General features: G+C 70.7%; 24 protein-coding genes. 17 read left to right on the top strand and 7 right to left on the bottom strand.

Features of this window, described 5'->3' with window-relative positions; translation table 11 throughout:
• Positions 1-9: 9 nt before the first annotated feature.
• From IE267_RS01565 to IE267_RS01520, 10 genes are all read left to right on the top strand, one after another.
• Positions 10-1,347 carry a TadA family conjugal transfer-associated ATPase gene (locus IE267_RS01565; RefSeq protein ID WP_100574844.1) on the top strand — a complete coding sequence of 446 codons (1,338 nt, stop codon included), beginning with the start codon at positions 10-12 and terminating at the stop codon, positions 1,345-1,347.
• Positions 1,348-1,403: 56 nt separating this feature from the next.
• The gene (locus IE267_RS01560; RefSeq protein ID WP_189761930.1) at positions 1,404-2,339 is read left to right on the top strand and encodes a type II secretion system F family protein; all 936 of its coding nucleotides are present in this window, start codon (positions 1,404-1,406) and stop codon (positions 2,337-2,339) included.
• Between the two features lie 33 nt (positions 2,340-2,372).
• The gene (locus IE267_RS01555; RefSeq protein WP_189761929.1) at positions 2,373-3,266 is read left to right on the top strand and encodes a DUF5936 domain-containing protein; all 894 of its coding nucleotides are present in this window, start codon (positions 2,373-2,375) and stop codon (positions 3,264-3,266) included.
• A 35-nt stretch (positions 3,267-3,301) separates the two neighbouring features.
• Entirely contained in the window at positions 3,302-4,555 is a 1,254-nt protein-coding gene (locus tag IE267_RS01550) for a sensor histidine kinase (RefSeq protein WP_189761928.1), read from the top strand.
• Positions 4,556-4,590: 35 nt separating this feature from the next.
• Entirely contained in the window at positions 4,591-5,337 is a 747-nt protein-coding gene (locus IE267_RS01545) for a response regulator (protein ID WP_229860643.1), read from the top strand.
• Positions 5,338-5,408: 71 nt separating this feature from the next.
• Positions 5,409-5,702 (top strand): hypothetical protein, encoded by a 294-nt coding sequence (locus IE267_RS01540; protein WP_373304456.1) that lies wholly within the window; start codon positions 5,409-5,411, stop codon positions 5,700-5,702.
• Entirely contained in the window at positions 5,699-6,346 is a 648-nt protein-coding gene (locus IE267_RS01535) for a pilus assembly protein TadG-related protein (RefSeq protein WP_268251522.1), read from the top strand. Before IE267_RS01540 ends, IE267_RS01535 begins: the two co-directional genes overlap by 4 nt.
• 69 nt (positions 6,347-6,415) lie before the next feature.
• Positions 6,416-6,970, top strand: coding sequence for a hypothetical protein (locus IE267_RS01530; protein WP_229860557.1), 555 nt, complete (start codon positions 6,416-6,418; stop codon positions 6,968-6,970).
• 7 nt (positions 6,971-6,977) lie between these two features.
• Positions 6,978-7,598, top strand: a complete 621-nt coding sequence (locus tag IE267_RS01525) for an OmpA family protein (protein WP_167157313.1) — start codon at positions 6,978-6,980, stop codon at positions 7,596-7,598.
• Positions 7,599-7,806: 208 nt separating this feature from the next.
• A complete protein-coding gene (locus tag IE267_RS01520; protein WP_189761927.1) occupies positions 7,807-8,535 on the top strand; it encodes a hypothetical protein in 729 nt (242 codons plus the stop codon).
• Here IE267_RS01520 and IE267_RS01515 read toward each other — a convergent pair.
• A complete protein-coding gene (locus IE267_RS01515) occupies positions 8,525-8,908 on the bottom strand; it encodes a DUF192 domain-containing protein (protein ID WP_189761926.1) in 384 nt (127 codons plus the stop codon). The genes IE267_RS01520 and IE267_RS01515 overlap by 11 nt on opposite strands.
• A 46-nt stretch (positions 8,909-8,954) precedes the next feature.
• Between IE267_RS01515 and IE267_RS01510 the strand changes: the two genes are divergently transcribed.
• Positions 8,955-9,758 carry a class I SAM-dependent methyltransferase gene (locus IE267_RS01510; RefSeq protein WP_100574852.1) on the top strand — a complete coding sequence of 268 codons (804 nt, stop codon included), beginning with the start codon at positions 8,955-8,957 and terminating at the stop codon, positions 9,756-9,758.
• A gap of 11 nt (positions 9,759-9,769) precedes the next feature.
• Positions 9,770-11,299 carry a DUF2079 domain-containing protein gene (locus tag IE267_RS01505; RefSeq protein WP_189761925.1) on the top strand — a complete coding sequence of 510 codons (1,530 nt, stop codon included), beginning with the start codon at positions 9,770-9,772 and terminating at the stop codon, positions 11,297-11,299.
• Positions 11,300-11,946: 647 nt separating this feature from the next.
• On the opposite strand, the gene mgrA is transcribed toward IE267_RS01505, so the two are convergent.
• Complete coding sequence (mgrA, locus tag IE267_RS01500; RefSeq protein WP_189761924.1) at positions 11,947-12,984, bottom strand: L-glyceraldehyde 3-phosphate reductase; 1,038 nt, start codon at positions 12,982-12,984, stop codon at positions 11,947-11,949.
• Between the two features lie 136 nt (positions 12,985-13,120).
• On the opposite strand from mgrA, the gene IE267_RS01495 reads away from it, so the two are divergent.
• The 4 genes from IE267_RS01495 to IE267_RS01480 all read left to right on the top strand — a co-directional run bounded on the left by IE267_RS01495 (position 13,121) and on the right by IE267_RS01480 (position 18,388).
• Complete coding sequence (locus IE267_RS01495) at positions 13,121-13,882, top strand: isoprenyl transferase (protein ID WP_161257504.1); 762 nt, start codon at positions 13,121-13,123, stop codon at positions 13,880-13,882.
• A 493-nt stretch (positions 13,883-14,375) separates the two neighbouring features.
• Positions 14,376-15,698 carry an RNA 5'-3' helicase PhoH2 gene (gene phoH2 / locus IE267_RS01490; RefSeq protein WP_100574855.1) on the top strand — a complete coding sequence of 441 codons (1,323 nt, stop codon included), beginning with the start codon at positions 14,376-14,378 and terminating at the stop codon, positions 15,696-15,698.
• A gap of 385 nt (positions 15,699-16,083) precedes the next feature.
• Positions 16,084-16,794, top strand: coding sequence for an aggregation-promoting factor C-terminal-like domain-containing protein (locus tag IE267_RS01485; protein ID WP_167157303.1), 711 nt, complete (start codon positions 16,084-16,086; stop codon positions 16,792-16,794).
• A gap of 169 nt (positions 16,795-16,963) precedes the next feature.
• Positions 16,964-18,388 (top strand): AI-2E family transporter, encoded by a 1,425-nt coding sequence (locus IE267_RS01480; protein WP_189761923.1) that lies wholly within the window; start codon positions 16,964-16,966, stop codon positions 18,386-18,388.
• A 76-nt stretch (positions 18,389-18,464) separates the two neighbouring features.
• Here IE267_RS01480 and IE267_RS01475 read toward each other — a convergent pair whose 3' ends face one another.
• Both IE267_RS01475 and IE267_RS01470 read right to left on the bottom strand, forming a co-directional pair.
• Positions 18,465-18,998, bottom strand: coding sequence for an alkyl hydroperoxide reductase (locus tag IE267_RS01475; protein ID WP_161251190.1), 534 nt, complete (start codon positions 18,996-18,998; stop codon positions 18,465-18,467).
• 3 nt (positions 18,999-19,001) lie between these two features.
• Positions 19,002-19,556: a peroxiredoxin gene (locus tag IE267_RS01470; protein WP_100574859.1), complete on the bottom strand. Its 555-nt coding sequence runs from the start codon at positions 19,554-19,556 to the stop codon at positions 19,002-19,004.
• A 165-nt stretch (positions 19,557-19,721) separates the two neighbouring features.
• On the opposite strand from IE267_RS01470, the gene IE267_RS01465 reads away from it, so the two are divergent.
• The gene (locus IE267_RS01465; RefSeq protein ID WP_167157299.1) at positions 19,722-20,660 is read left to right on the top strand and encodes a LysR substrate-binding domain-containing protein; all 939 of its coding nucleotides are present in this window, start codon (positions 19,722-19,724) and stop codon (positions 20,658-20,660) included.
• A gap of 51 nt (positions 20,661-20,711) precedes the next feature.
• Here IE267_RS01465 and IE267_RS01460 read toward each other — a convergent pair whose 3' ends face one another.
• Genes IE267_RS01460 through IE267_RS01450 form a run of 3 tightly spaced genes read right to left on the bottom strand, consistent with a single transcriptional unit; the run spans position 20,712 to position 24,255 of the window.
• Positions 20,712-23,045, bottom strand: a complete 2,334-nt coding sequence (locus IE267_RS01460) for an ABC transporter permease (protein ID WP_189761922.1) — start codon at positions 23,043-23,045, stop codon at positions 20,712-20,714.
• Positions 23,042-23,734, bottom strand: coding sequence for an ABC transporter ATP-binding protein (locus tag IE267_RS01455; RefSeq protein WP_161251183.1), 693 nt, complete (start codon positions 23,732-23,734; stop codon positions 23,042-23,044). Before IE267_RS01455 ends, IE267_RS01460 begins: the two co-directional genes overlap by 4 nt.
• Complete coding sequence (locus IE267_RS01450) at positions 23,731-24,255, bottom strand: PadR family transcriptional regulator (protein ID WP_167157295.1); 525 nt, start codon at positions 24,253-24,255, stop codon at positions 23,731-23,733. The genes IE267_RS01455 and IE267_RS01450 overlap by 4 nt, the downstream gene beginning before the upstream one ends.
• Positions 24,256-24,291 lie beyond the last annotated feature (36 nt).

The following is a 24,291-nucleotide window of genomic DNA, read 5'->3' as shown; positions in this document are numbered from 1 at the left end:
AGACAGGACATGAGTCTGCGGGCACGGATCGCCGCTCCCGAGGAGACGGGGCCCGGGCGCGAGGACGGCCATCTGGTCGCCTCCTACCGGGCCAAGCTCCTGGAGGAGATCGACCTCGCGGAGATGTCGTCCCTCGCCGCCGCCGAGCGCAGGGCACGCCTTGAACGGGTGCTCGGACACATCATCAGCCGTGAGGGCCCGGTGCTCTCCACCGGCGAGCGGGCCCAGCTGATCCGCCGGGTGGTCGACGAGGCGCTCGGGCTCGGCATCCTGGAACCGCTCCTCGAAGACGCCTCGATCACCGAGATCATGGTCAACGGTCCCGACCAGATCTTCGTGGAGCGCGGCGGGCGGGTGGAGCAGCTCCCGCTCCGCTTCGCCTCGCACGAGCAGCTGATGCAGACGATCGAGCGGATCGTGTCGACCGTCAACCGCCGCGTGGACGAGTCGAACCCGATGGTGGACGCCCGGCTGCCGTCCGGCGAGCGCGTCAACGTGATCATCCCGCCGCTGTCGCTGACCGGTGCGACGCTCACCATCCGCCGCTTCCCGAGGTCGTTCACGCTCCAGGAGATGATCACCTTCGGCTCGCTCGACGAGCACATGCTGCTGCTCCTGGCCGGCCTCGTACAGGCCCGCTTCAACGTCATCGTGTCCGGCGCCACCGGCACCGGCAAGACCACGCTCCTCAACGCGCTCTCCGGTCTGATCCCGCCGCACGAACGCATCATCACCATCGAGGACTCCGCCGAACTCCAGCTCCAGCAGGCCCATGTCATCCGCCTGGAGTCGCGTCCGCCCAACGTCGAGGGCAAGGGGCACATCTCCATCCGCGACCTCGTGCGCAACTCGCTGCGCATGCGCCCCGACCGCATCGTGGTCGGCGAGGTCCGCGGCGGCGAGTCGCTCGACATGCTCCAGGCGATGTCCACCGGACACGACGGCTCGCTCGCCACCGTCCACGCCAACAGCGCCGAGGACGCGTTGATGCGCCTCCAGACGCTGGCCTCCATGTCCGAGGTGGAGGTCCCCTTCGAGGCGCTGCACGACCAGATCAACTCGGCCGTCGACGTCATCGTCCAGCTCACCCGGCACGCCGACGGCGCCCGCAAGATCACCGAGATCGCCCTGCTCGAATCGCACGGCCGGGAGCCGTACCGCATCACCACGGTCTGCCGCTTCGACGCCCAGCCGATGGCCGCCGACGGCCGCATCCACGGGCGCTTCCAGTACTTCCCGCTGCCCCGGCGCGTCGCCGACCGCCTCTACCTCGCCAACCAACCCGTCCCCCAGGCGTACGGGGTCGCCTCGCACGCCGAACAGCTCGCCGTCCGCCACGCCAACTGACCTGCAATCGAAGCCACTTGGCCGCACGCCCACGCCAACCGACAGGGAACGCGCAGATGAACCTCTCCTTCCTCACGCTCGGCGTCAACCTGCTCGCCGGGGTGCTGGCGGTCCTGGGGCTGCGCTCCTACGGTGCGGGCCGCGCCCAGCGCGACGCCCTCATCGACCGGCTCAGCAACCCCGGCGCCCCGCACGCATCCGGCCGGAACCGCCCCTTCCGGGGTGTGGACCGGCGGCTGCGCGGTACGAAGCTGGGCCGCCGCATCGAGCTGAAGCTGGCCGCGACCGGCCTGGACCTGACCCCCGGCGAGTTCTTCGTCTACATGCTGGCCGGGGTGGCGGCGCTGTGGCTGATCGCCGCGTCCGTCCTCGCGTCCTTCTTCGGCCCGCTCGCCGGGCTCGCCGCGCTGTGGGGCGCCAACTCCTTCCTCAACTGGCAGCGCCAGAAGCGCATCGAGCGCTTCATCAACCAGCTGCCCGAACTGTCCCGCATCCTCGCCAACGCCACCCAGGCCGGTCTCGCACTGCGCACCGCGATCGCCATGGCGGCCGAGGAGATGGAGGCGCCGGCGGGCGAGGAACTGGGCCGGGTCACCGACCGCCTCGCCGTCGGCGAGTCCCTGGAGGACGCCCTGGGGGAGATCGCGGAGCGTCTTCCCTCACGTGAACTGGTCGTCCTGGTAACGACGTTGGTGCTCGCCAACCGTGCGGGCGGCACCGTGGTCAGCTCGCTGCGCAACCTGACCACCACCCTGGAGGAGCGCAAGGAGACCCGGCGCGAGGTCCGCACCACGCTGGCACAGGTGACCGTCACCGCGTACGCCGTGCCCGGCTTCGGGATGGCCGCACTTTTGATGCTGAACGCGGTGATGCCGGGCGCGCTCGACCGGATGACCGGCGCCTTCCTCGGCCAGGCGGCCGTGCTGGTCTCGATCGCCCTGTACGCACTCGGATTCTTCGTGGTCCGACGCCTGTCCCGCATCGACGTATGACCACCCGGCACGAGAGAGGGGAGTGAGCGACACATGGGACTGCTCTTCGCGGCCCTGATGGGCCTGGGCGTGTACGGGATGTTCCTCGGCATCCGCATGTACCGGGCCGAGGTGAAGCTCCCGAGCGACCTCTCGGTGGCCCTGGAGGTCGGCGCGACGCGCACCACGGCCGTCGGGTCGGCCGTCGACCGGCTCGGCATGCGCTGGGCACCCGCCGTGCTGCGGATGATGGGCCCCGAGCGGGTCGCCAGGAAGCGCCGCCAGATCGACCTGGCGGGCAACCCGGGCGGCCTCACCGTCGACCGGTACGCGGCCCGCCGCGCGGTGTACGGGGCGCTCGGCGCGGCGGCGGCGCTGATCATGCTGCTCGAAGGGCACTGGATCATCGCCCTGGTGATGGTGGGCTTCGCCCTGTTCTGGGTGGAGGTCGGCATCTGGTCGGCGGTGCGGGTGCGCCGCGACCACATCGAACGCACCCTGCCCGACTTCCTGGACGTCCTCGCCGTCGTGGTCAGCGCGGGCCTCGGCTTCCGGCAGGCCCTGGACCGCGTCGCCGACAAGTACGAGGGGCCCTGGGCGGACGAACTGCGCATCACCCTGCGCCAGATGGACATGGGCGTCAGCCGCCGCCAGGCCTTCGAGGAACTGCGCAAGCGCAACGATTCCGAGCAGGTCGCGATGTTCGTGACCGCGCTCCAGCAGGGCGAGGAGCTGGGCGCGCCCATCGTCGACACCCTGATAGCGATCGCCGCCGACATGCGCCGCACCGACGCGCAGAACGCCCGGCGCAAAGCGGCCCGCGCGGTCCCCAAGGCCACCTTCGCCGTCACGACCTTCCTGCTTCCGGGCACCCTGATCCTGCTCAGCGTGGGCTTCGTGTACGGGGCCGACCTGGACTTCGGGGGCTTCCTGGGAGGCCCGAAGTGATCCTCCAACCGGCCTTTGCTGCAAGGGGGTTGAACATGCGGCTACCGCGCGGAGCAACGACGGAACCCTTGCGGCCGCCCACCCTCGCCCTCCAGGTCAACGCCCTCCAGGCGATGTGCCGCCAGGTGTTCGGGTTCCGCCTGGCGATGATCGCCACAGGCGCCCCCTTCGCGCTGGCGGGAGCCGCGAAGGGAGCGCCCGGCCTGCTGGTGGGGTTGGCGGTCCTGGTCACGTTCATGGGCTCGTACGTCCTGTTCCGCGACTGGGAGCGCTTCGGCCCGCTGCTGCTCAACCACCCCTGGCTGCTGGCCGTCGACGCGGTGTTCGGCGCGCTGCTGCTCATCACGGCGACCCCGGAGTCCTCCCTCGGCTACGTCACCACGTGCACCCCGCTCCTGGCAGGACTGGTCTACGGCTGGCGCGGCGCGGGTGTCTTCGCGGGCCTCCAAGTGGCGATCCTGACCCTGGTGTACGCGACCGGCCCGCGCCATCAACTGGCCGACGCCAGCGCCCTGTTGCTGCCGGGCTTCTGCGTGATGGCGGGCGCGGTCGGGGTCACCATCCGCAACCTCCTGTTCCGCTTCGGCGCCGCGAGCCAGGCCCTCACGGAGACCCGGGCCCGGCTCGCCGTGCACGACGCGGTCGAGGAGGAGCGGGCCCGGCTCGCCCGCGACCTGCACGACTCGGTGGCCAAGACCCTGCACGGTCTGGCCCTCGCCGCCGAAGGCCTGGCGACCTCCGCGGACCGGATGGACCCGGCCGCGCTGCGTCACCGGGCCGAACTGGTGGCCCGGGCCGCGCGGCGGGCGGCAGCGGAGTCCCGCGAACTCCTGGGCGACCTCAGGCGGACGCGGGGCGAGGTGGACGTGCTGCGCGAACTGTCGTCCCTGGTCGCGGATTTCACCGCCCGAACCGCCGTGCGGGCGGAGTGGCGGGTGCTGGGCCGGGACCCGGCGCCGATGCTCCCCGCGGGAGTGGCCCGCCAGCTCCTGACGATCGCGGGCGAGGCCCTGGACAACGCCCACCGGCACGCGGGCCCGGCCCGCGTCCAGGTGTCGGCGGGCGTCGAGGGCGCCCTGTTCCGTCTCAGCGTCCAGGACGACGGCCGGGGCCTGCCGCCCGGCACCACCCTCGACGACCTGAAGCGAACGGGCCACTTCGGCCTGGTGGGCATGGTGGAGCGGGCCGCGGCGATCGGCGCGCGGATCAGAGTGGGGCGGGGAAGCGCCGCCGCGGGTACCGAGGTGCGGGTGGAACTCCCCTGCGCGTCAGCGAGGTTGAGGCCGTGATGACCACCGGAGGAGGCGCGGTGCCGGGCGAAGGCATGACGTACGGGGGTGGCCGCGTCAAGAGGGGGCCGCTGCGGATCGTGGTGGTGGACGACAATCCGGTGGTGCGGGCGGGCCTGGCCGCGCTGTTGCACGGCCGCGAGGGCATCGAGGTGGTGGCGCAGGCGGCGGACGGCCACGAGGCGCACGAGGCGGCGCTGCGCCACCGCCCGGACGTGATCCTCCTTGACGTACGGATGCCGGGCGTCGACGGCATCTCGGCACTGCCGCACCTGGTGGTCCTTGCACCTGTAATGATGCTGACGTACAGCCGTGAGAGCGAGATCGTGCGGGAGGCGCTGCGTCTCGGCGCCGGGGGCTACCTGGTCCACGGCGAGTTCACGGCAGACGAACTCACGGCGGCGGTAAGGGGAATGGGGCAGGGAAGGGCGGCGTTCACGGCCACGGCGGCGGACGCGCTGCTGGCTCATGTACGCGGGCAACCGGATCGGCCGGCTGCCATTTCTTCGGAACCCCTTTCGCAACTGCAACCGGTTGTGGCACAGTCTTCAACTGCACGGCGAGCGGTGTCCATGCGCAACAGGCAAGACTTCAGGCTGAGTTCGCGGGAGGCCGAGGTGATGGAGTTGATCGCGGCGGGCATGAGCAATCAGCAGATCGCGGCCACGTGCTTCATCAGCGAGAAGACGGTCAAGAACCACATCAACCGCATCTTCGCGAAGCTGCACAGCACGACCCGCAGCGAGGCGATCGCCCGCTGGCTGGGGGTGAGCCATGCGTAACTCCAGCATTTGGGCCCGCATTTGGGCCCCTGGACCCTCGGTGGCCCCCCTGGCCCCGGCTTACGTTCCCGGTGACGTACGCGATGCCGCAACCGGAGGAGAGCCGCGAGATGCCGCAGGACACGCTGCTGAGGACCGCCGTCGCCGCGCAGCTGCGGGTGCGCGGCTGGAGGGACACCGCCATCACCCGGACCCGCGCCCGGTACGCCTCCGGGGAGCGGGATCGGGGGCAGACGTCGTTCGAGTATCTGGGGATCATTCTGGTGGTGGTGGCGATCATTGCGGGGATCATGGCCACGGGCATTGGCTCCGCGATCACCGCCAAGATCCAGCAGCAGATCGACAACATCAAGGCCGGAGGCTGACCGCACCAGCCCGCTCGGACAAAGGGCAGGCCTTCCCCATCTACATCGTGATGGTGGCGGGTCTGCTCTTTCTCGCGTTGGCCTTCTTCGCCGTCGGTCAGGCGGCTGCCACGCGCAACGGTGCCCAAGGCGCGGCCGACGCGGCGGCACTCGCAGCCGCACAGCGTGCCCGAGAGGAGTGGGGCCCGAAGGTACTGACGGCGCTCACGACTTCCGGCGGGCTCGACAACATCTTCAAGGACGGCATCGTCCTGGCGGATGCGCGGGCCGAGGCCGTGAACTTCGCAGCGCAGAACCATGCCGATCTGACAGGCTTCGACCCTCACCCCGGTGACGTCGGCCAGTTCATGTTCACCGTGGGTACCACGACCGATTACACGGTCGGTAAGTCGGTGATTCCCGGTACCGAGCAGAAGCACGGGACCGCTCGCGCCACAGCGATGATCGAGCTGAGGTGCAGTCTTCCGCCCGAAGCTGGGGACGGCGGTGGCGGGTCCAGTCCGACGCCGACAACCACGCCCACACCGACGCCGACATCGTCACCTACGCCGTCTCCGGTCACGATCACCTGTGACGGCCAGGACATGCCCGTCGATCCCATGCCCGATCTGGAGAAGATCTTCACCGTGAAACTGGTCGACTGACACCAAGTGACGAGCAGAGGAATGGCACCGATGAGTGTTCGGCATACGTGGGGGCCCCGGAGGGGGGCCGTGGCGGCAGCAATGACGGTCGCCGTGGCATTGACCGTCGCCGGATGCGGCGGTGACAGCCAGGACGGCAAGGCGCATACCACTACGTCGGCGCAGTCGTCCTCGACGGACGGCAGCCAGAAGACGACCGCGTCCTCACCGGACGCGACGCCCACGACCAAACTCGCGGAGACGACGGGGCAGGCGGGCATGGTCCTCACCATCACCAGCGTGAAGCGGGACTCGGGCGGGTTCGTAACGGTGTCCGGACAGGTGAAGAACACTGGCAGCGCGAAGTTCTACGGCACGGCCTCGTGGGCCGGTACCGAACGTGACGTCCTCGCCAGCGGCCAGTCAGTCGCGGGGGCGACGCTCGTGGACAAGGTGGGCAAAAAGCGGTACTACGTGCTCCGCGACACCGGGGGCAAGTGCCTGTGCACCATGGGAATCCTGGGCATCGAGCCCGGCCAGGCGATTCCCTTCTTCGCTCAGTTCCCGGCACCGCCGAGCAGCGCCCAGCAGCTCGACTTCCAGCTCCCCACCTTCCCCACCATGACCGTCCCCGTCTCCGGGTGATCGCACCATGACCAGAACCCGGCACGCAGCCGTAGCGATCGCCGCCGCGCTAGTCCTGGCCGCCGGCGGTACCACCGCGTACGCCGACGAGACGCCGAGCAGCCCCCCACTGCCCGGCACCGAGGCGACCACCGATCCTTCGGTGAAGGTCGACGGGACCTCGCCGAACCTGAAGCTTCCCGAGGGCGGCACGCTCGCCGCGCCCAAGGTGCTCGACATCAAGTCGATCGTCGAGGACCAGGGCGGCGAGGAGCGCCGCTCGGACACCAACACCAGCGTGACGTTCGCGCTCCAGGCTGAGGTGCTGTTCGCCATGGACAGCGCGGCCCTCTCACCCGACGCCAACGACCGCATCCAGGGCATCGCCGCCGAGATCAAGAAGCAGAAGGCGAGCAACGTCCGCGTCTTCGGCTTCACCGACAACCTCGGCACGCACGAGCACGGCGTGGTGCTGTCGAAGGAGCGGGCCGACGCGGTCCAGAAGGCGCTCTCCCTGTCTCTCGGCCCGGACGTCACCTTCGAGATCCGGGGCTACGCCGAGGACTACCCGATCTCGGACAACTCGACGGAGGACGGCCGCAAGAAGAACCGCCGCGTGGAGGTCAGCTTCACGCGGAGCGGCGGGTAGCGGTCCGCGCGTCCTGCGGACGGGATCAACCGGCCCTCGCCCCGCACGAGTTAGCCGCCCCCCACCCCGGGTATCCGGGCTGTGGCGGCGGCAGTGCCGTGCTCCGGCGGCCCGTCGGGGGTGGGAAAAGGGTGGGCCAGGACCCAGCCAATCCACAGGAGTGGTTGTTACGGTGCGGGGTATGAAGCCAAGGCTGGTACGGAGCCGTGTGGCAACGGCTGGGGTGTGTCTGATCGCCTTCGCCGCCGCGGCGGCGTGCGGGCCCGGCGGGGCGAGTGGCCAGGGTGCCGAGGGTTCCGTGCGGGACACCTCGGCCGCGCCGGGCGCGAGCGGTACCGCGCAGGTGAAGGCGGCCGCCGGGGCGCTCAGCGGCGATCAGCTCGCCAAGGCCGCGCTGGTGACCGGCGACGTGAAGGACTTCTCGGCCGAACCCCTGGAGGGCGGCACCCCCACCGGCAGCTCGCGTACGGCCAAGGCCGAGTGCATGCCGTTCGTGGCCGTCATCAACGGCACGCCCGACCCCGCGCCCTCCGCGACCGTCTACCGGCGCCTGGTGAAGGCCAGTGAGGACGGGCAGGCCGACCAGACCGTCGTCACCGAGGTGCTCGGCGCCCACCCCTCCGGCGCGACCGATGTGCTGCCCCGGCTGCGTACCGCCATCGACGCCTGCGCCGACGGGTTCAAGACCAAGGGCGGCGACCTGGAGCCCAACGAGTTCACCGAGGTCAAGGAGGTGCCCGCGCCGAAGGTCGGCGACGAGGCCCTCGCGTACGAACTGATGGGCACCGCGCAGGGCGACCCCGTACCGATGGTGTTCCTGGTGGTCCGCAGCGGCACGACGGTCGTGACGTACTACGCCGTCGACGTCTCCGGCGACGACACGCCCCGGATTCCGTCCGAGCTCGCCGTTGCGCAGGCGGCCAAGCTCAAGTCCTGAGATCCTGACCGGTCGCGATCGCGATCCGGACGCCGGGACGCAGGCCCCAGGCGGCCATCGCGCCCGCCTCCGCCTCCAGGACGTACCGGGCCCGCGGCCGGATCGCGCCGAGGCGGCCCGGGCGCATCGTGCGGACCGCGATCACCCGGAAGCGCCGGTCCAGATGGGCCACGTCGATCGCGAAGCGCATCCGGAACGTGTGCACACTGCTCGCCGGGGTGAGGAGGATCGCGCCGTCGATGCCGTCGCGGCCGAGCAGCCCCCGGGTGCGGGCCCGGTACGACGCCGCGATCTCCAGCGGGACCGGCGGGACCGGCTCCCCGGCGCCGTCGAGCACACTCAACTCGCCCGTTCCGTCCCTCCATCGGCCCATGGATAAACGGTAGTCGCTCGCAGGGCCGCCGCGTAGGGTCCGCAGCATGGGCCGAAACATCAGGAACCACAACAACCGCCCCTTCGAGGAACTGATCGACGAGGCCGCGTCCGTCTCCGTCGACGGCTGGGACTTCTCCTGGCTCGACGGCCGGGCGACCGAGGAGCGGCCGTCCTGGGGGTACGCCCGTTCGATGGCCGGGCGGATGGCGAAGGCCACCGCCGCCCTCGACGTCCAGACCGGCGGCGGCGAGGTCCTCGCCGCCGTGCCGCAGCTGCCCCCGCTCGCCGTCGCGACGGAGGGCTGGCCACCGAACGTCGCCCGCGCCACCGGCCTGCTCCACCCGCGCGGAGTGGCGGTCGTCGCCGACGAGGACAAGCCCCCGCTGCCGTTCGCCGACGGCGCCTTCGACCTGGTCGTCAGCCGGCATCCCGTCACCACGTGGTGGTCGGAGATCGCCCGCGTCCTCTCCCCGGGTGGTACGTACTTCTCCCAACAGGTGGGCCCGGCAAGCGTGTTCGAGCTCGTCGAGTACTTTCTGGGACCGCAGCCGCCGGAGGTGCGCGGCGGGCGCGACCCCGGCAAGGCGCGCAAGGAGGCCGAGAGCGCCGGGCTCGAAGTCGTCGACCTGAGGCTCGAAAAGCTGCGGACGGAGTTCCTGGACATCGGCGCCGTCGTCTACTTCCTGCGCAAGGTGATCTGGATGGTGCCGGGCTTCACGGTCGAGGAGTACCGCGACCAGTTGAAGGCGCTGGACGAGCAGATCCGTACCGAAGGCCCCTTCGTCGCGCACACGACACGCTTCCTGATCGAGGCGCGGAAGCCACTGAGGCCCACGCGCGCTGCTTAGCATCGGGGCATATGGGGACAATTGCCGATCAAAGGGTAGGGCGGGGCGCGCGGTCGCCGAGCACGTCCGTACCCGTCATCTTCCGCATCCCGCGCGTACGCATCGGCCGGCCCGCCCTCCTGTGGTGGGGGTGGGCCGCCGCGCTCTTCCTGCTGTACGCCACCGTCTCGGCCCGCCGCCAGGCGCTCGTCCGCACCACCGGTTACGACCTCGGCATCTTCGAGCAGGCCGTCCGCGCGTACGCCCGGCTGCGCGCGCCCGTCGTCCCGCTGCGCGGCGACGGCTTCAACCTCCTCGGCGACCACTTCCACCCCGTGCTCGCCGTCCTCGCCCCCCTCTACCGCGCCTTCCCCTCCCCGTACACCCTGCTCGTGGCCCAGGCCGCGCTGCTCGCGCTCGCCGTGGTGCCGCTCGCCCGGCAGGCCGCCCGCGTCCTCGGCCGCCGGGCCGCCCACGTCGTGGCGTGCGGATACGGGCTGAGCTGGGGCATCGCCTCCGCGGTCGGGTTCGACTTCCACGAGGTGTGCTTCGCGGTCCCGCTGGTGTCCTACGCCCTCGAAGCACTCGCACGGCGCAGCTGGCGGCGCGCGATCGCCTGGGCGGTGCCGCTGCTCCTGGTCAAGGAGGACCTGGGACTCACCCTGGCAGCGATCGGGGCGTACGTGGCCTGGCGCGGCCCGCGCCGCCTCGGCATCGCCGCCGCCGTCCTCGGCCTGGTGGGCAGCGCGCTCGAATTCAAGTTCCTGATGCCGTACTTCAACCCGGCCGGCACCTACGCGCACGCGGCCAACCTCGCGTCCGGTCACCACTCCCTGCTCACCACGCTGGCCCTCGCGCCGCTCGATGCGGTGCGGCCGGAGGTGAAGGCGACCACCCTCGTCCTCGTCTTCGCACCGGCCGCGCTCATCGCGCTGCGCTCACCGCTCGCCCTGATCGCGGTGCCGACGCTGGGCTGGCGGATGCTGTCCACCAACGCCTTCCACTGGGGGACGGCCTTCCACTACACGGCCGTCCTGATGCCCGTGGTGTTCGCCGCCCTCATCGACGCACTGCGGCCGTACGCCGCCGCCGACGACCCACTCGCCCGGCGGCACGTGCGGGCCTCCCTCGCCACGGTGGCGGCGGTGACGCTGATCCTGGTCCCGTCCTTCCCGCTCGCCCAGATCGCCCACCGTTCCACCTGGCGCACCACCCCGCACGTCACGGCCGTACGCGAGCTGCTGAGCCGCATCCCCGACGGCGCGACCGTCGCCGCCTCCAACCGCCTGGTGCCGCAGCTCACTTCACGTACCACGGTCGCCCTGTTCCCGACCTTCCCGGTGCACTGGACGCTGTACTCGACGGACGGCCCCATCCCGCCGCCCACGGCCCAGTGGATCGCCTACGACCGCGTCCCTCCGGAGTCCTGGCCCTACCCGCCGGGGCCCTGGCCCTACCCGGCCCCCCGGCAGGAGCAGGAGTACGCCACCACGCTCGCGCGCTACGGATACGTACGGGTGGCGGAGGCGGACGGAGTCTCGCTGCTGCGCCGCAAGGGCTGACGCGAGATCGGAGGGCGTGGCGGGACGCGCGGGGCAAGCGCTCTCGTGCACGGGACGGCACCGGACGGTCACACGGTGCTGTCCCGCTTGGGCCAGTGGGGTGAAGCACATCCGGAGCGGATTTCCGCCCTCCGAACGAGCCCGTGAGTGCCCCGCCGACCCGGCCGCGAGCCTCTGACCTGCACGGTCAAGGCCGCTCCCGGTACCCGGGTCACTCCTGAGGGGGACCGCCGTGCCGTACTGGCCCGGTTTCGGAGCGTAGTTCCGGAGCGCCGTGGCGCCCAGCATCACTTACGAAGGGTTATGGTGGAAACCCCCCCTCGGGCCGGTCCGTATCCCCCCCACGGACCGGCCCGTTTTTTCATGTGCGGGGTGTTCCGCGCGGGAGTGTTCCTCGCGAAGCGCGGCCGAAGGTTCTGGATCACGTCCGACCGGCAGCGCGCGAACGGCCAAGTCCCTTACCGGCGGAGCGAGTTCGCCCGGGCCCTATCCGCGCGGTCCGGCCGAGGGCGGCCGGGGCCGCAGTCAACTCCGTTGCCCCCAGGGCCCGTACGGCCGTGGAAGCCGTACGGCACCGCTTCCGTCGGCCGTGCCGGCCCGCGCACCCCCCGGCCGAGGCGGGGATGCGCGGCCCGAGACGGGTGCCGTCAGCTGCGGCCGGCCCAGATGTTGGTGCCCTCGGTGTCCACCGCGAAGGTGTCGATCTCCTTCAACTCCTCGTCGGTGAGCGCCGGTCCGGCCAGTGCCGCCACGTTCTCCTCCAGCTGCTTCACGCTGGACGCGCCGATGAGCGCGGACGTCATGCGCGGGTCGCGCAGCACCCAGGCGAGTGCCAGCTGCGCCAGCGACTGGCCGCGCCGCGAGGCGATGTCGTTCAGGCCGACCAGACGGCGTACCACCTCGTCGCTCAGCAGGTTCGGGTCCAGGGACTTGCCCTGGGTGGCGCGCGAGCCCTCCGGGATGCCCTTGAGGTACTTGTCGGTGAGCAGGCCCTGGGCGAGCGGCACGAAGGAGATGCAGCCCATGCCCGCCGTCTCCAGGGTGTCGAGCAGCCCGTCCTCCTCCGTCCAGCGGTTGATCATCGAGTAGGACGGCTGGTGGATCAGGGCCGGCACGCCCATCTCCTTCAGGAGCCGGGCGGCCTCGGCGGTCTGCTCGCTGGTGTAGGAGGAGACGCCCACGTACAGCGCCTTGCCCTGCTGGACGGCGGACGCGAGCGCGCCCATCGTCTCCTCCAGAGGGGTCTCCGGGTCGAAGCGGTGCGAGTAGAAGATGTCGACGTGGTCCAGGCCCATGCGCTTCAGGGAGGCGTCGAGCGAGGACAGCAGGTACTTGCGCGAACCCCACTCGCCGTACGGCCCGGGGTGCATCAGATAGCCGGCCTTGGTGGAGATGACGAGCTCGTCCCGGTACCCGGCGAAGTCCTGGCCGAAAATCTTGCCGAAGTTGAGCTCGGCGGAGCCGGCCGGCGGGCCGTAGTTGTTGGCCAGGTCGAAATGGGTGACGCCCAGGTCGAAGGCCCGGCGCAGGATCGCACGCTGGGAATCCAGGGCGCGGTCGTCACCGAAGTTGTGCCACAGACCGAGCGAGACGGCGGGAAGCTTGAGGCCACTGCGCCCGGTGCGGCGGTACTCCATGGAGTCGTAGCGGTCGGCGGCGGCGAGGTAGCGGAGCGATTCAGTCACGTTTCCCTGCTTATCACGGACTTGTGACAGACCGAGTTGGGCCGCCGTGACCGGTCGGCAGTACTGTGCTTTCCCTGGGGCTGCCGGAGTGCGGGGCGGCGGCGGGCCCCCGGAAGGCAACGAGAGGGTGGAATCGGTGAGTTTGCGCGACCTGGTGTACAGGCTCTATGCGCGCCGGGTGGAAGGCCGCCTCGACCACGACCAGGTGCCCAAGCACATCGGCGTCATCCTGGACGGCAACCGGCGCTGGGCCAAGGCCTCCGCCCGCAGCCCCGAGCAGGGACACCAGGCCGGTGCCAGCAAGATCCAGGAACTGCTCGGCTGGTGTGCCGAGACGGACGTCGAGGTCGTCACCCTCTGGCTGCTCTCCACCGACAACCTGGACCGCCCCGAGGACCAGTTGACCCCGCTGCTCGGCATCATCGAGGACGCGGTACGGGACTTGGCCGCGGACGGGCGCTGGCGGGTGCACCACGTCGGCACGCTGGACCTGCTGCCGGGCCACACCCAGGCCGTCCTCAAGGAGGCCGAGCAGGCCACGCACGACATCGACGGAATACTGGTCAATGTCGCCGTCGGCTACGGCGGGCGCCAGGAGATCGCGGACGCGGTCCGGTCCCTGTTGCACGAGCACGCGGCGAAGGGGACGTCCTTCGAGGAGCTCGCGGAGATCGTCGACGTCGAGCACATCTCCGAGCACCTCTACACGCGGGGGCAGCCCGATCCCGATCTCGTGATCCGTACGAGCGGGGAGCAGCGGCTTTCCGGCTTCATGCTGTGGCAGTCGGCCCACTCCGAGTACTACTTCTGCGAAGTCTTCTGGCCGGCCTTCCGCAAGGTCGACTTCCTCCGGGCCCTGCGCGACTACGCCGCGCGGCACCGGAGGTACGGCAGCTGAGGGTGGGTGCCGTTCTGCCCCCCTTTTTTTGTCCTCAATCGCCGGACGGGCTCGATTCTGCCCCGTCCGGCTTTTTGGTGCGGCCGTACGTGGCTGGTCGCGCAGTTCCCCGCGCCCCTGAGTACTCGGTGCGGGCCGGCGCGAGCATCTTCAGCCCGTCCGGCGATTGAGGACGAGCGCCGTTCGGGCGCGATACGGGGTCTGGGGCGGAGCCCCAGTGGGAACTCCAGGCATATGACGGGGCATGGCTTCGCGCGTTCGAGGGCATAACCCACCCAGGTCGACGTCCGGTCCACGGACGCCGTATCTCAGTGAGCGGCAGACGCGCCGCTCGCCCGGGAGGCCCTTTGCACCAGGACGACCGCGCACCGCGCGCGGGCGACGTGGAGGGCCGGAGCTCGGCCCGCGCAGCGCGGTCGAAGCCCGGTCCCCGTTTCCGCGACGCCGTCGCACCCCGTTCTCATGCGCCTCTTACGAGGGGGTACGTCCTTCCGTGGTGACCAGCACAAAGCGCCGCATGCCCGACCGGCGCACCTACGTCCTCGACACCAGCGTCCTGCTGGCCGACCCCAACGCGATGACCCGGTTCGAGGAGCACGAAGTGGTGCTCCCCATCGTCGTGGTCACAGAGCTGGAGGCCAAGAGGCACCATCCCGAGCTCGGCTACTTCGCCCGGCAGGCCCTGCGCCTGCTGGACGACTTCCGGGTCCGGTACGGACGTCTCGACGCCCCCATCCCGATGGGCGAGCTAGGCGGCACCCTCCGTGTCGAGCTGAACCATTCCGATCCCGGCGTACTGCCCGCCGGCTACAGGTTGGGGGACAACGACTCCCGCATTCTCGCCGTGGCCCGCAACCTCCAGGCGGAGGGGTTCGACGTCACCGTCGTCTCCAAGGACCTGCCGCTGCGGATCAAGGCGTCGTCGGTGGGCCTGCTCGCCGAGGAGTACCGCGCCGAGTTGGCCATCACCGACTCCGGTTTCACCGGAATGGCCGAGCTGCCGCTGAGCGGCGAGCAGGTCGACCTGCTCTTCGAGGAGGAGACGCTCTACGTTCCGGAGGCCGCCGAACTGCCCGTCCACACCGGGCTCGTGCTGCTCTCCGAGCGCGGCAAGGCGCTCGGGCGGGTCTCGCCGGACGGCAACGTCAAGCTGGTGCGGGGTGATCGCGAGGCGTTCGGCATCCACGGCCGCAGCGCCGAACAGCGGATCGCGCTCGACCTGTTGCTCGACCCCGAGATCGGGATCATCTCGATGGGCGGCCGGGCCGGCACGGGCAAGTCGGCGCTCGCGCTCTGCGCGGGACTCGAAGCGGTCCTGGAGCGCAGGCAGCACAAGAAGGTGATGGTCTTCCGGCCGCTGTACGCGGTGGGCGGCCAAGAGCTCGGCTATCTGCCGGGGTCCGAGGCGGAGAAGATGGGCCCCTGGGCCCAGGCCGTCTTCGACACGCTGTCCGCGGTGACCAGCCGTGAGGTCATCGAGGAGGTCACCTCGCGCGGGATGCTGGAGGTCCTGCCGCTCACCCACATCCGGGGCCGCTCGCTGCACGACGCGTTCGTGATCGTGGACGAGGCGCAGTCACTGGAACGGAACGTCCTGCTGACCGTGCTGTCCCGGATCGGGGCCAATTCGAGGGTGGTGCTCACCCATGACGTGGCCCAGCGCGACAACTTGAGGGTCGGTCGCTACGACGGTGTCGTGGCGGTCGTCGAAAAGCTCAAGGGGCACCCGCTGTTCGCGCATGTCACCCTCACCCGGTCCGAGCGTTCGCAGATCGCCGCCCTGGTGACCGAAATGCTGGAGGACGTCTCGATCTGAGGCAGTAAGCGCCAGTTGGCGCCGTCCGGCGAGCGCAGCAGCCTAGCCGGGCGGCGCCTTCTTGTGTCTGCGGTTGGAAAAAACTACTGGGGTTAACGAGGTGTGAGGTTTCACACGCAACGGGGAATTGCCTTGTACCGTCGGCTTCCGGCAGAGTCTTGCATCCGTCAGGCCCCGCATACGGCACCCCTGTATCCCGGGTACCCCGGTACCCACGCAACTCAATAGCCGAGCCGTATGCCGCCCGCGCTTCACGCGGCACTTCCCGCAAGGGAGTTGCCCATCGGGTCAGTTCCTCCCGTGACCCAGTAGTTGGGAGGAGAGAGCCAGGGGCACGATTGCGTCCGCGAGGTCACCCGTGCGGATGCTGCTGGAAGGAAACCGTGTGAGCCGGATCTCGGTCCGGGGGTTCGCGGTGGCGTCTGCCACTGCGGTCACCACCGTTGGCGCCGTCGTCGGCGTTGCCGCAGGAAGCCCCGCAGCCGCTTCGAACGACAACTTCGAGGCGACCGCAGCCGACACGACGCTTCTCGCGGACATCCCCGCCGGTCAGCAGGCCCAGGTGCAGACCGCGTCCCTGACGCAGCAGGCGGACGCGCAGTCCGCCCAGGCGAGTGCCGCCGCGAAGAAGTCCGCCGAGGAGGCCGCGCGCGTTCAGGCCGCCCAGGACGCCAAGGCCAAGAAGGACGCCGCGGACAAGGACAAGGCCGACAAGGAAGCCGCGGACGCCAAGGCCCGCGACCTGGAGACCCAGGCCGCCAGCCGCTCGTCGAGCCGCACGGACTTCGCGGTCAAGAGCTCCTACTCGGTCGCCGAGGTCCAGGCGATCGCCCAGCAGATCGTTCCTTCGGGTCAGTTCCAGTGCTTCAGCCACATCGTGAACAACGAGTCGAGCTGGAACTACACGGCCACCAACGGCGGTTCCGGTGCCTACGGCCTCGTCCAGGCGCTGCCCGGCAACAAGATGGCCTCGGCCGGCTCCGACTGGCAGACCAACCCGGCCACGCAGATCAAGTGGGGCCTGAACTACATGAACGACCGCTACGGCAGCCCGTGCGGCGCCTGGTCGTTCTGGCAGGCCCACAGCTGGTACTAGAGACCGGCAGGCAGGCCGGCCCGGCGGAGAAACAGCCGGGAGCCGCTCAACCTTCCGGAGCCCCGCACCGTCCTTCGGTGCGGGGCTTCGCCCGTGTACGGTCAGAATCACGTTTCGGGGGTACGCGGTGGGGCGACTCAACGTCGGGGAAAAGGGAAATGGCGGGATCATGTCGAGAGTGCCCGGTTTGCTCGGACGGCTAGGCGCCGGACTGACCCGTATGGGAGAACGTCTGGACGAGCGCAGGGCCGAGGCGGATGCCGAGGCCGGGCTCGACCCGGTCATCGTCGATCCCGCGCCCCCGGTGTCCGTACAGGGACCGCCGCCCAGGAAGCCGCCCGCCGCGCCCGAGCCCTCGCCCGAGCCCTCGGGCGAGCCGTCGGGCGAGCTGGAGCCCGCCGACGAGCACGCCCCGGAACACGTACCGCCGCCGCCCTCGTACGCGCCCGCGGTCTCCGCCCGGCCCGACCCGGTCGACGCGGTGCCGTGGAGCATGCGGGTCGCCGCGGCCGTCGGCTGGCGCCTGCTGGTCCTCGCCGGCTCCATCTACGTGCTGACGCAGATCATCAGCGCGGTCAGCCTGGTGGTCCTCGCGTTCGTGGCGGCTCTGCTGATCACCGCGCTGCTCCAGCCGACCGTCGCCCGGCTCAAGCGGATGGGGCTGCCCAGGGGCCTGGCCACCGCGCTCACCGCGATCTCCGGGTTCGTCATCATGGGGCTCGTCGGCTGGTTCGTGGTCTGGCAGGTCATGGACAACCTCGACGATCTGTCCAGCAAGGTGCGGGCCGGTATCGAGGAGCTCAAGCGCTGGGCCCTGAACAGCCCGTTCCACGTCACCGAGGACCAGATCAACCAGATCGCCAAGAACCTCAGCGACACCATCGGGGCCAACACCAACGAGATCACCAACGCCGGGCTCCAGGGCGTGACCGTCCTCGTCGAGGTGCTGACCGGGATACTGCTCGCGATGTTCTCGACGCTGTTCCTGCTGTACGACGGCCCGAAGATCTGGCAGTGGGTCCTCAACCTGGTGCCGGAGGCCGCCCGGCCGGGCGTCGCGGGCGCGGGGCCCAAGGCCTGGCGCACCCTCACCGCGTATGTGCGCGGCACGGTGATAGTGGCCCTGATCGACGCGATCTGCATCGGTATCGGCATCTACTTCCTGGGCGTGCCCATGGCGGTGCCGCTCGCCGTGTTCATCTTCCTGTTCGCCTTCATCCCGCTGGTCGGCGCGGTCGTCTCGGGCGCGCTCGCCGTCGTGGTCGCCCTGGTCACCGACGGCGTGTTCAACGCGCTGATGGTGCTCCTCGTGGTCCTCGCGGTCCAGCAGATCGAGGGCCATGTGCTCCAGCCCTTCATCCTGGGCCGCGCGGTCCGGGTGCACCCGCTCGCGGTGGTCCTCTCGGTGGCTGCGGGCGGTCTGGTCGGCGGCATCGGCGGTGCGGTGGTCGCGGTCCCGCTGGTCGCGGTCACCAACACGGTGGTCGGCTATCTGCGGAAGTACTCCCGCGAGAACGCGCTGCGCAGCGCCCAGGCGATCGAGGGCGCCCCGCCGGCCGCCGTGGTGCCCGCCGTGACCGCCGACCGCGAGTAGTCCGGCCCGTACGCATGCCGAAAGGGCCCCGCCGGTGCGATACCGGCGGGGCCCTTCGGGTGTTCCGTACGCGGTCCTACTGGGCCAGCGCGGCCTCGGAGTCGAGGGTGACGCCCACGGCCTGGACCACCGCGGCGATCTTGAAGGCCTCCTGGATCGTCTCGCGGTCGACACCGGCCTTGCGCAGCACCTGCTCGTGCGAGTCGAGGCACTGGCCGCAGCCGTTCACCGCGGAGACGGCGAGCGACCACAGCTCGAAGTCGACCTTCTCCACGCCCGGGTTGCCGATGACGTTCATCCGCAGACCGGCCCGCAGCGTGCCGTACTCCGGGTCGGAGAGCAGGTGGCGGGTGCGGTAGAAGACGTTGTTCATCGCCATGACGGCAGCGGCGGCCTTGGCCGCCGTGTACGCCTCGGGCGACAGGTTGGCCTTGGCCTCCGGCTCCAGCTCGCGCAGCACGATCGGGCTGCGCGAGGCGATGGCGGTGGCGAGCACCGTGCCCCACAGCTGCTGGGCCGGGAGCTCGGAGTTGCCGATGACCGAACCGAGGTTCAGCTTCAGGTCCTTGGCGTAGTCCGGTACGGCGGACTTCAGCGCGTCGAGGGACATGGGTTACTCACCGGCCAGCAGCGCGACCGGGTCCAGGGTGTTCTCGCCCTTGGTCCAGTTGCACGGGCACAGCTCGTCGGTCTGCAGGGCGTCGAGGACCCGCAGGACCTCCTTGGGGTTACGGCCCACGGAACCGGCGGTCACCATCGTGAACTGGATCTCGTTGTTCGGGTCGACGATGAAGACGGCGCGCTGCGCGAAGCCGTCCTCGCCCTCGATGCCGAGGTCACGCATGAGCTCGTGCTTCGAGTCGGCCAGCATCGGGAACGGCAGGTCGGTCAGGTCCGGGTGGTCCTTGCGCCAGGCGTGGTGCACGAACTCGGAGTCGCCGGAGAAGCCGAGGATCTGGGCGTCACGGTCGGCGAACTCGTCGTTCAGCTTGCCGAACGCGGCGATCTCGGTCGGGCAGACGAAGGTGAAGTCCTTGGGCCACGCGAAGACCACGCGCCACTTGCCCTCGTAGGTCTTGTGGTCGATCTGCTGGAACTCCTGGCCGCTTTCCAGCGAGACGCAGGCAGTCAGGTCGTACGTGGGGAACTGGTCACCAACAGTGAGCACGCGCTCTCCTTGCGAACGAGGAAGCCCGAATCGAGCGGATTCGGGAAGCTTCCTACGGGGTTGGACGGATTGCCGATCCTGGCACAGGGAGTATTGATCAGTGAAATAGCTAGACTGGGTCAGCGTGATCGGAGGTGCCTATCAGTGGCCATCAGTAATAGGGGCATGAGCAACCGGGGCAAGCAGCCCAGCCTGGCGCAGTTGCGTGCGTTCGCGGCCGTCGCGGAGCATCTGCACTTCCGGGACGCGGCGGCGGCCATCGGCATGAGCCAGCCCGCCCTGTCCGGTGCGGTCTCGGCCCTGGAGGACGCGCTCGGCGTCCAGCTCCTGGAGCGCACGACCCGCAAGGTGCTGCTCTCGCCGGCGGGGGAGCGGCTCGCGGTGCGGGCCAAGACGGTGCTCGACGCGGTGAGCGGCCTGATGGAGGAGGCCGAGGCGGTACGGGCGCCGTTCACCGGGGTGCTCCGGCTCGGCGTGATCCCGACCGTGGCGCCCTATCTGCTGCCCGCCGTGCTGCGCCTGGTCCACGAGCGCTACCCCGAGCTCGACCTCCAGGTCCACGAGGAGCAGACCTCCTCGCTGATCGAGGGCCTCGCCGCCGGGCGCCTCGACCTGCTGCTGCTCGCCGTGCCGCTCGGTGTGCCCGGCCTCAGCGAACTCCCCCTGTTCGACGAGGACTTCGTGCTCGTCACCCCGCAGGACCACTGGCTCGGCGGGCGCGCCGGCATCCCGCGCGAGGCGCTGCGCGAGCTGCCGCTGCTGCTCCTCGACGAGGGGCACTGCCTGCGCGACCAGGCCCTCGACATCTGCCGGGAGGCCGGACGCGCGGACGGCGCGCCGGTGACGACGACCGCGGCGGGCCTGTCCACCCTGGTCCAGCTGGTGGCGGGCGGGCTCGGCGTGACGCTGCTGCCGCGTACCGCCGTCGAGATCGAGACGGGACGCAACGACCGCCTGGTCACCGGGTACTTCGCGGAGCCGGCCCCCTCGCGCACGATCGCCCTGGCGATGCGGACGGGTGCCGCTCGCCAGGGCGAGTTCGAGGAGTTCGCGGACGCCCTGCGCGCGGCGCTGCGCGACCTTCCGGTACGGGTGTCGAGCTGAGTCCCACGCCCGAACTCCCGGCAGGTGCAAGGGAGTTCGGGCGCCCAGACATCACTCCGTACGCAGGCCCTCCGGCCGCATCAGCCGCCACAGCGGCGGCAGCGACAAGGCCGTGACGAGCAGCACGACACCCGCGCCGATGCCGACCATCGACACCGCCGGGACCCAGTCGACGGTCACCGAGCGGCCCACCATCCGCAGCAGCACCGAGCCGAGCCCGAGGCCCACCAGCGACGCGAGCGCGAGCCCGAGCGCGACCGGCACGGCGGTCTGGCACAGGACGGACCAGCTCAAGGTGGTGCGCCGGGTGCCGAAGGCGACCAGCGCCGACAGGAGCTTCTTGCGCTCGCGCAGCTGCTCCAGCATCGACACCAACAGGCTCGCGCCGATCAGCATCAGGACCGCCGCGGCCCCGATGTAGAGGCCCTTGCGGACCCCGGCGAACCGGTTGGAGGTCTGGACGTCGTTCAGGGAGCGCGCCGAGGTGAGCGGGTCGGCCCTGGCGGCCAGGTTCAGCACCCGCTCCTTGGCGGTGGTGTCGCCCGGAGCGGTCGAGACGAACACCGTCGAGTGGATCGGCAGCTTCGCACCCCGCGGGAGCGCGCCCGGGGTGACCATGAGGCCGGGACGCCGCTGGCCCATGGGGTCGGGGCGGGAGACGGCCTCGCGGGTGTTGGCCGGGACGGTCCAGCGGACCGCCGCACCCTGCGTGACGGAGCCGCCATTGACCGGGTCGAGGTAGAGCGTGCTGCCCGGGGGCGTGGCGAGCTCGGGATTCCATGCGCCGCCGGTCGCGATGAAGACGTCACCGTCCTTGCAGGACGGCAGGGTCGCGGCCTGGCCCAGGTCCGTGCAGGTGCCGACCGTGACGGGCAGGTAGTGCTGAGGTTCCTTGGCCTTCTCGCCGGCGTCCAGCGAGCCGAGGGCCGCCACGGTGGTCACGCCGGCGACGTCCTTGAGCGCGCTGACCTCCTGGGCCTGCCGGTCCGGTGAGGAGTCGCCGAGCGGCACCATCAGCTGGGCCCGGCTGGTGTCCTCGCCGCTCGCCTTCACGTAGTCGCCCTCGACGGCACCGAAGAGCATCTGCAGCGCGATCGCCCCGGCCACCGCGACCGCGATGCCGTTAACCATGCGGGCGGCCGAACCGGACGTCAACTGGAGCCTGCGGACGGCCAGTTGCCAGCCCACCGGACCGCCGCCGAGCCTGCGCACGACCGCTTCCACCAGCCAGGGGAGCAGCGCCGTCACGCCGATGAGCAGCAGGACCGTGCCGCCGATCACCTGGACCTGGTTGAAGGTCCCCCGGTCACGGCCGCGGCCCATCAGCGGCACGAGCAGGCCGAGCCCGGCCAGCGGCGGCAGCACCCGCCACCACATCCGCCGCCTGCGCGGCACCGAGGTGCGCACCACGCCGAGGGGTTCGACGACCACCGAGCGCATCGCGAACAGGGTCACCGCGACCGCCGAGGCGGGCACCGCGAGGGCCACGCCCACCGCGAGCAACGGGTTCGGGTCGAGGTCGGCGGGGAACACGTTGAGTCCCGCGATCGTGATGTCACCCACGTACTGGCGGCCGATCACGAAGAACAGGGCGCCGACCACGACACCGACCACGGCTCCGGCCAGTGCCTCACCGGCCGCCATCCACCGGGTCATCCGCCGGTCCGCGCCCGCCAGGCGCAGCGCCGCGAGCCTCCGGTCGCGCCGGTCGCCGCCGAAGCGTACGGCGGCCGCGATGAACACACCGACCGGCATGAGCAGCACCACGAAGATGATCACGATGAGCAGCGCGAGGACCGGGTCGATCTTCTCCCCGGGCGACGGGTTGACGAACTTGTTGACCCGCAGCACCTCGGCGCGGTCGTTCGTCACGTCCTTGCGGTGCTTGAGGGCGTCACTGCCCGCGTAGTAGGCGAGTTCGTGCGGGCCCATCAGACCCCGGCCGGCGATGGTCGAGGTGATCCGGTACGGGAGGCGGTCGCGCAGCAGCTTGCCCTCGGGCGAGGCGAGCAGATCGCGCAGGGCGGGCGAGGCCACCATGGTGCCGGGCGCCGGGAGCGCCGAGACGCCCGGCGGCAGCGGGGCCTTCGCGCCCTCGGGCTGGAGCAGCCGGCCCCGCACGTCCGAGCCCTGGAACTGGGTGTCGGCGCGGCCGATCAGGAGGGTGTCCACCGCGGGGCCGCCGTCGACCGAAGCCCCGTAGTCGTTACGGGCGTTGTCGCGGGCGTTGCGGGCGTTGAGGGCGCCGGGCAGCGCGGTGGTGCCGAGCAGCAGGGCGACGCCGAGCCCCACGCCGACCGCGGTGAGCAGGGTGCGCGTCCAGCCCTCGCGGCCTCCCGCCAGGGCGAACCGGGCGCCGAGCGCGAGGTCGCGGAGCAGGCTCATACGGAGTGCTCCAGCATCATGTCGCGGGACTTTCCGTCACGTACGACGATCTCGCGGTCCGAGTAGGCGGCGACCCGCGCCTCGTGGGTGACCAGGACGACGGCCGCGTTGGTGGAGCGGGCCGCCTCGGTGAGGAGCTGCATGACGCGCTCGCCGTTGAGGGAGTCCAGGGCGCCGGTCGGCTCGTCGGCGAAGATCACCCGGGGCTGGGTCACGAGCGAGCGGGCCACGGCCACCCGCTGGCCCTGACCGCCGGAGACCTCGCCGGGCCGCTTGTGCCCGAGGTCGGCGACCTCCAGGCGCTCCATCCACTCCAGGGACCTGCGCTCGGCCTCCTTGCGCTTGACGCCGGTCAGGCGCAGCGGCAGCGCCACGTTCTCCACGCACGTCAACTCGGGTACCAGCTGGCCGAACTGGAAGACGAAGCCGAACTCGGTGCGGCGCAGCGCGCTGCGCTCGGCGTCCGACATCGCGGACAGCTCGCGGCCGTCGTAGCGGATCGTGCCGGAGTCCGGGGTGACGATCCCGGCGAGGCAGTGCAGGAGCGTCGACTTGCCGGAGCCGGACGGGCCCATCACCGCGACGACCTCGCCGGGGTGGATGGAGAACCCGGCGCCGTCGAGGGCGGGGGTGGGGCCGTAGGACTTGTGCAGGTCCTGGGCGACGAGCAGGGAGCCGGCGGGCGTCATTTGCGTACCTCCGAGGCGAGCTGGACGAGGCGGGCGGCGGTCAGTTCGAGCCACCGCAGATCGGCCTCCAGGTGGAACAGGGCGTGGTCGCAGATCAGCTGGTCGCTGAGGTCGCCGTGCCGCTTGCGGTCGGTGAGCACCCGCATCAGGCGCAGGTGCTCGGCGCGCTGGGTGTCCAGGACGTCACCCGCGTCGCGGCCGGTGAGCAGGGCGAGGACGACCTTGGTGTAGAGGGTCGACTGGAGGTAGGGCTCGGGCTTCTCCGGCTGCCTGATCCATGTCTCGACGTCGGTGACGCCGGCCTCGGTGATGGCGTACCGCTTGCGCTCGGGCCCGCCGCCCGCCTCCACGCCGTCGACCTCGACGAGGCCGTTCTTCAGGAGCCGGGACATCGTCGAGTAGACCTGCCCGTAGTGCAGGGGGCGGTCGTGCCCGAACTTCTCGTCGAAGGCGCGCTTCAGGTCGTACCCGTGGCGTGGGCCCGATTCGAGGAGCCCGAGGAGGGTGTGGCCGATGGACATGGAGAGTTCCTCTCTTCTCAACTGCCGTAATGAGCA

This window comes from Streptomyces xanthochromogenes, from assembly GCF_014650455.1.
Lineage (GTDB): Bacteria > Actinomycetota > Actinomycetes > Streptomycetales > Streptomycetaceae > Streptomyces > Streptomyces xanthochromogenes.
This window is presented reverse-complemented; position numbering and strand designations above follow the sequence as displayed.

Bases quoted from the DNA above. Each gene is read 5' to 3' on its own strand.
- IE267_RS01565 (WP_100574844.1), top strand. From the start codon at position 10: ATGAGTCTGCGGGCACGGATCGCCGCTCCCGAGGAGACGGGGCCCGGG.
- IE267_RS01560 (WP_189761930.1), top strand. From the start codon at position 1,404: ATGAACCTCTCCTTCCTCACGCTCGGCGTCAACCTGCTCGCCGGGGTG.
- IE267_RS01555 (WP_189761929.1), top strand. From the start codon at position 2,373: ATGGGACTGCTCTTCGCGGCCCTGATGGGCCTGGGCGTGTACGGGATG.
- IE267_RS01550 (WP_189761928.1), top strand. From the start codon at position 3,302: ATGCGGCTACCGCGCGGAGCAACGACGGAACCCTTGCGGCCGCCCACC.
- IE267_RS01545 (WP_229860643.1), top strand. From the start codon at position 4,591: ATGACGTACGGGGGTGGCCGCGTCAAGAGGGGGCCGCTGCGGATCGTG.
- IE267_RS01525 (WP_167157313.1), top strand. From the start codon at position 6,978: ATGACCAGAACCCGGCACGCAGCCGTAGCGATCGCCGCCGCGCTAGTC.
- IE267_RS01515 (WP_189761926.1), bottom strand. From the start codon at position 8,908: ATGGGCCGATGGAGGGACGGAACGGGCGAGTTGAGTGTGCTCGACGGC.
- IE267_RS01510 (WP_100574852.1), top strand. From the start codon at position 8,955: ATGGGCCGAAACATCAGGAACCACAACAACCGCCCCTTCGAGGAACTG.
- IE267_RS01505 (WP_189761925.1), top strand. From the start codon at position 9,770: ATGGGGACAATTGCCGATCAAAGGGTAGGGCGGGGCGCGCGGTCGCCG.
- IE267_RS01480 (WP_189761923.1), top strand. From the start codon at position 16,964: ATGTCGAGAGTGCCCGGTTTGCTCGGACGGCTAGGCGCCGGACTGACC.
- IE267_RS01475 (WP_161251190.1), bottom strand. From the start codon at position 18,998: ATGTCCCTCGACGCGCTGAAGTCCGCCGTACCGGACTACGCCAAGGAC.
- IE267_RS01465 (WP_167157299.1), top strand. From the start codon at position 19,722: ATGAGCAACCGGGGCAAGCAGCCCAGCCTGGCGCAGTTGCGTGCGTTC.
- IE267_RS01460 (WP_189761922.1), bottom strand. From the start codon at position 23,045: ATGAGCCTGCTCCGCGACCTCGCGCTCGGCGCCCGGTTCGCCCTGGCG.
- IE267_RS01455 (WP_161251183.1), bottom strand. From the start codon at position 23,734: ATGACGCCCGCCGGCTCCCTGCTCGTCGCCCAGGACCTGCACAAGTCC.
- IE267_RS01450 (WP_167157295.1), bottom strand. From the start codon at position 24,255: ATGTCCATCGGCCACACCCTCCTCGGGCTCCTCGAATCGGGCCCACGC.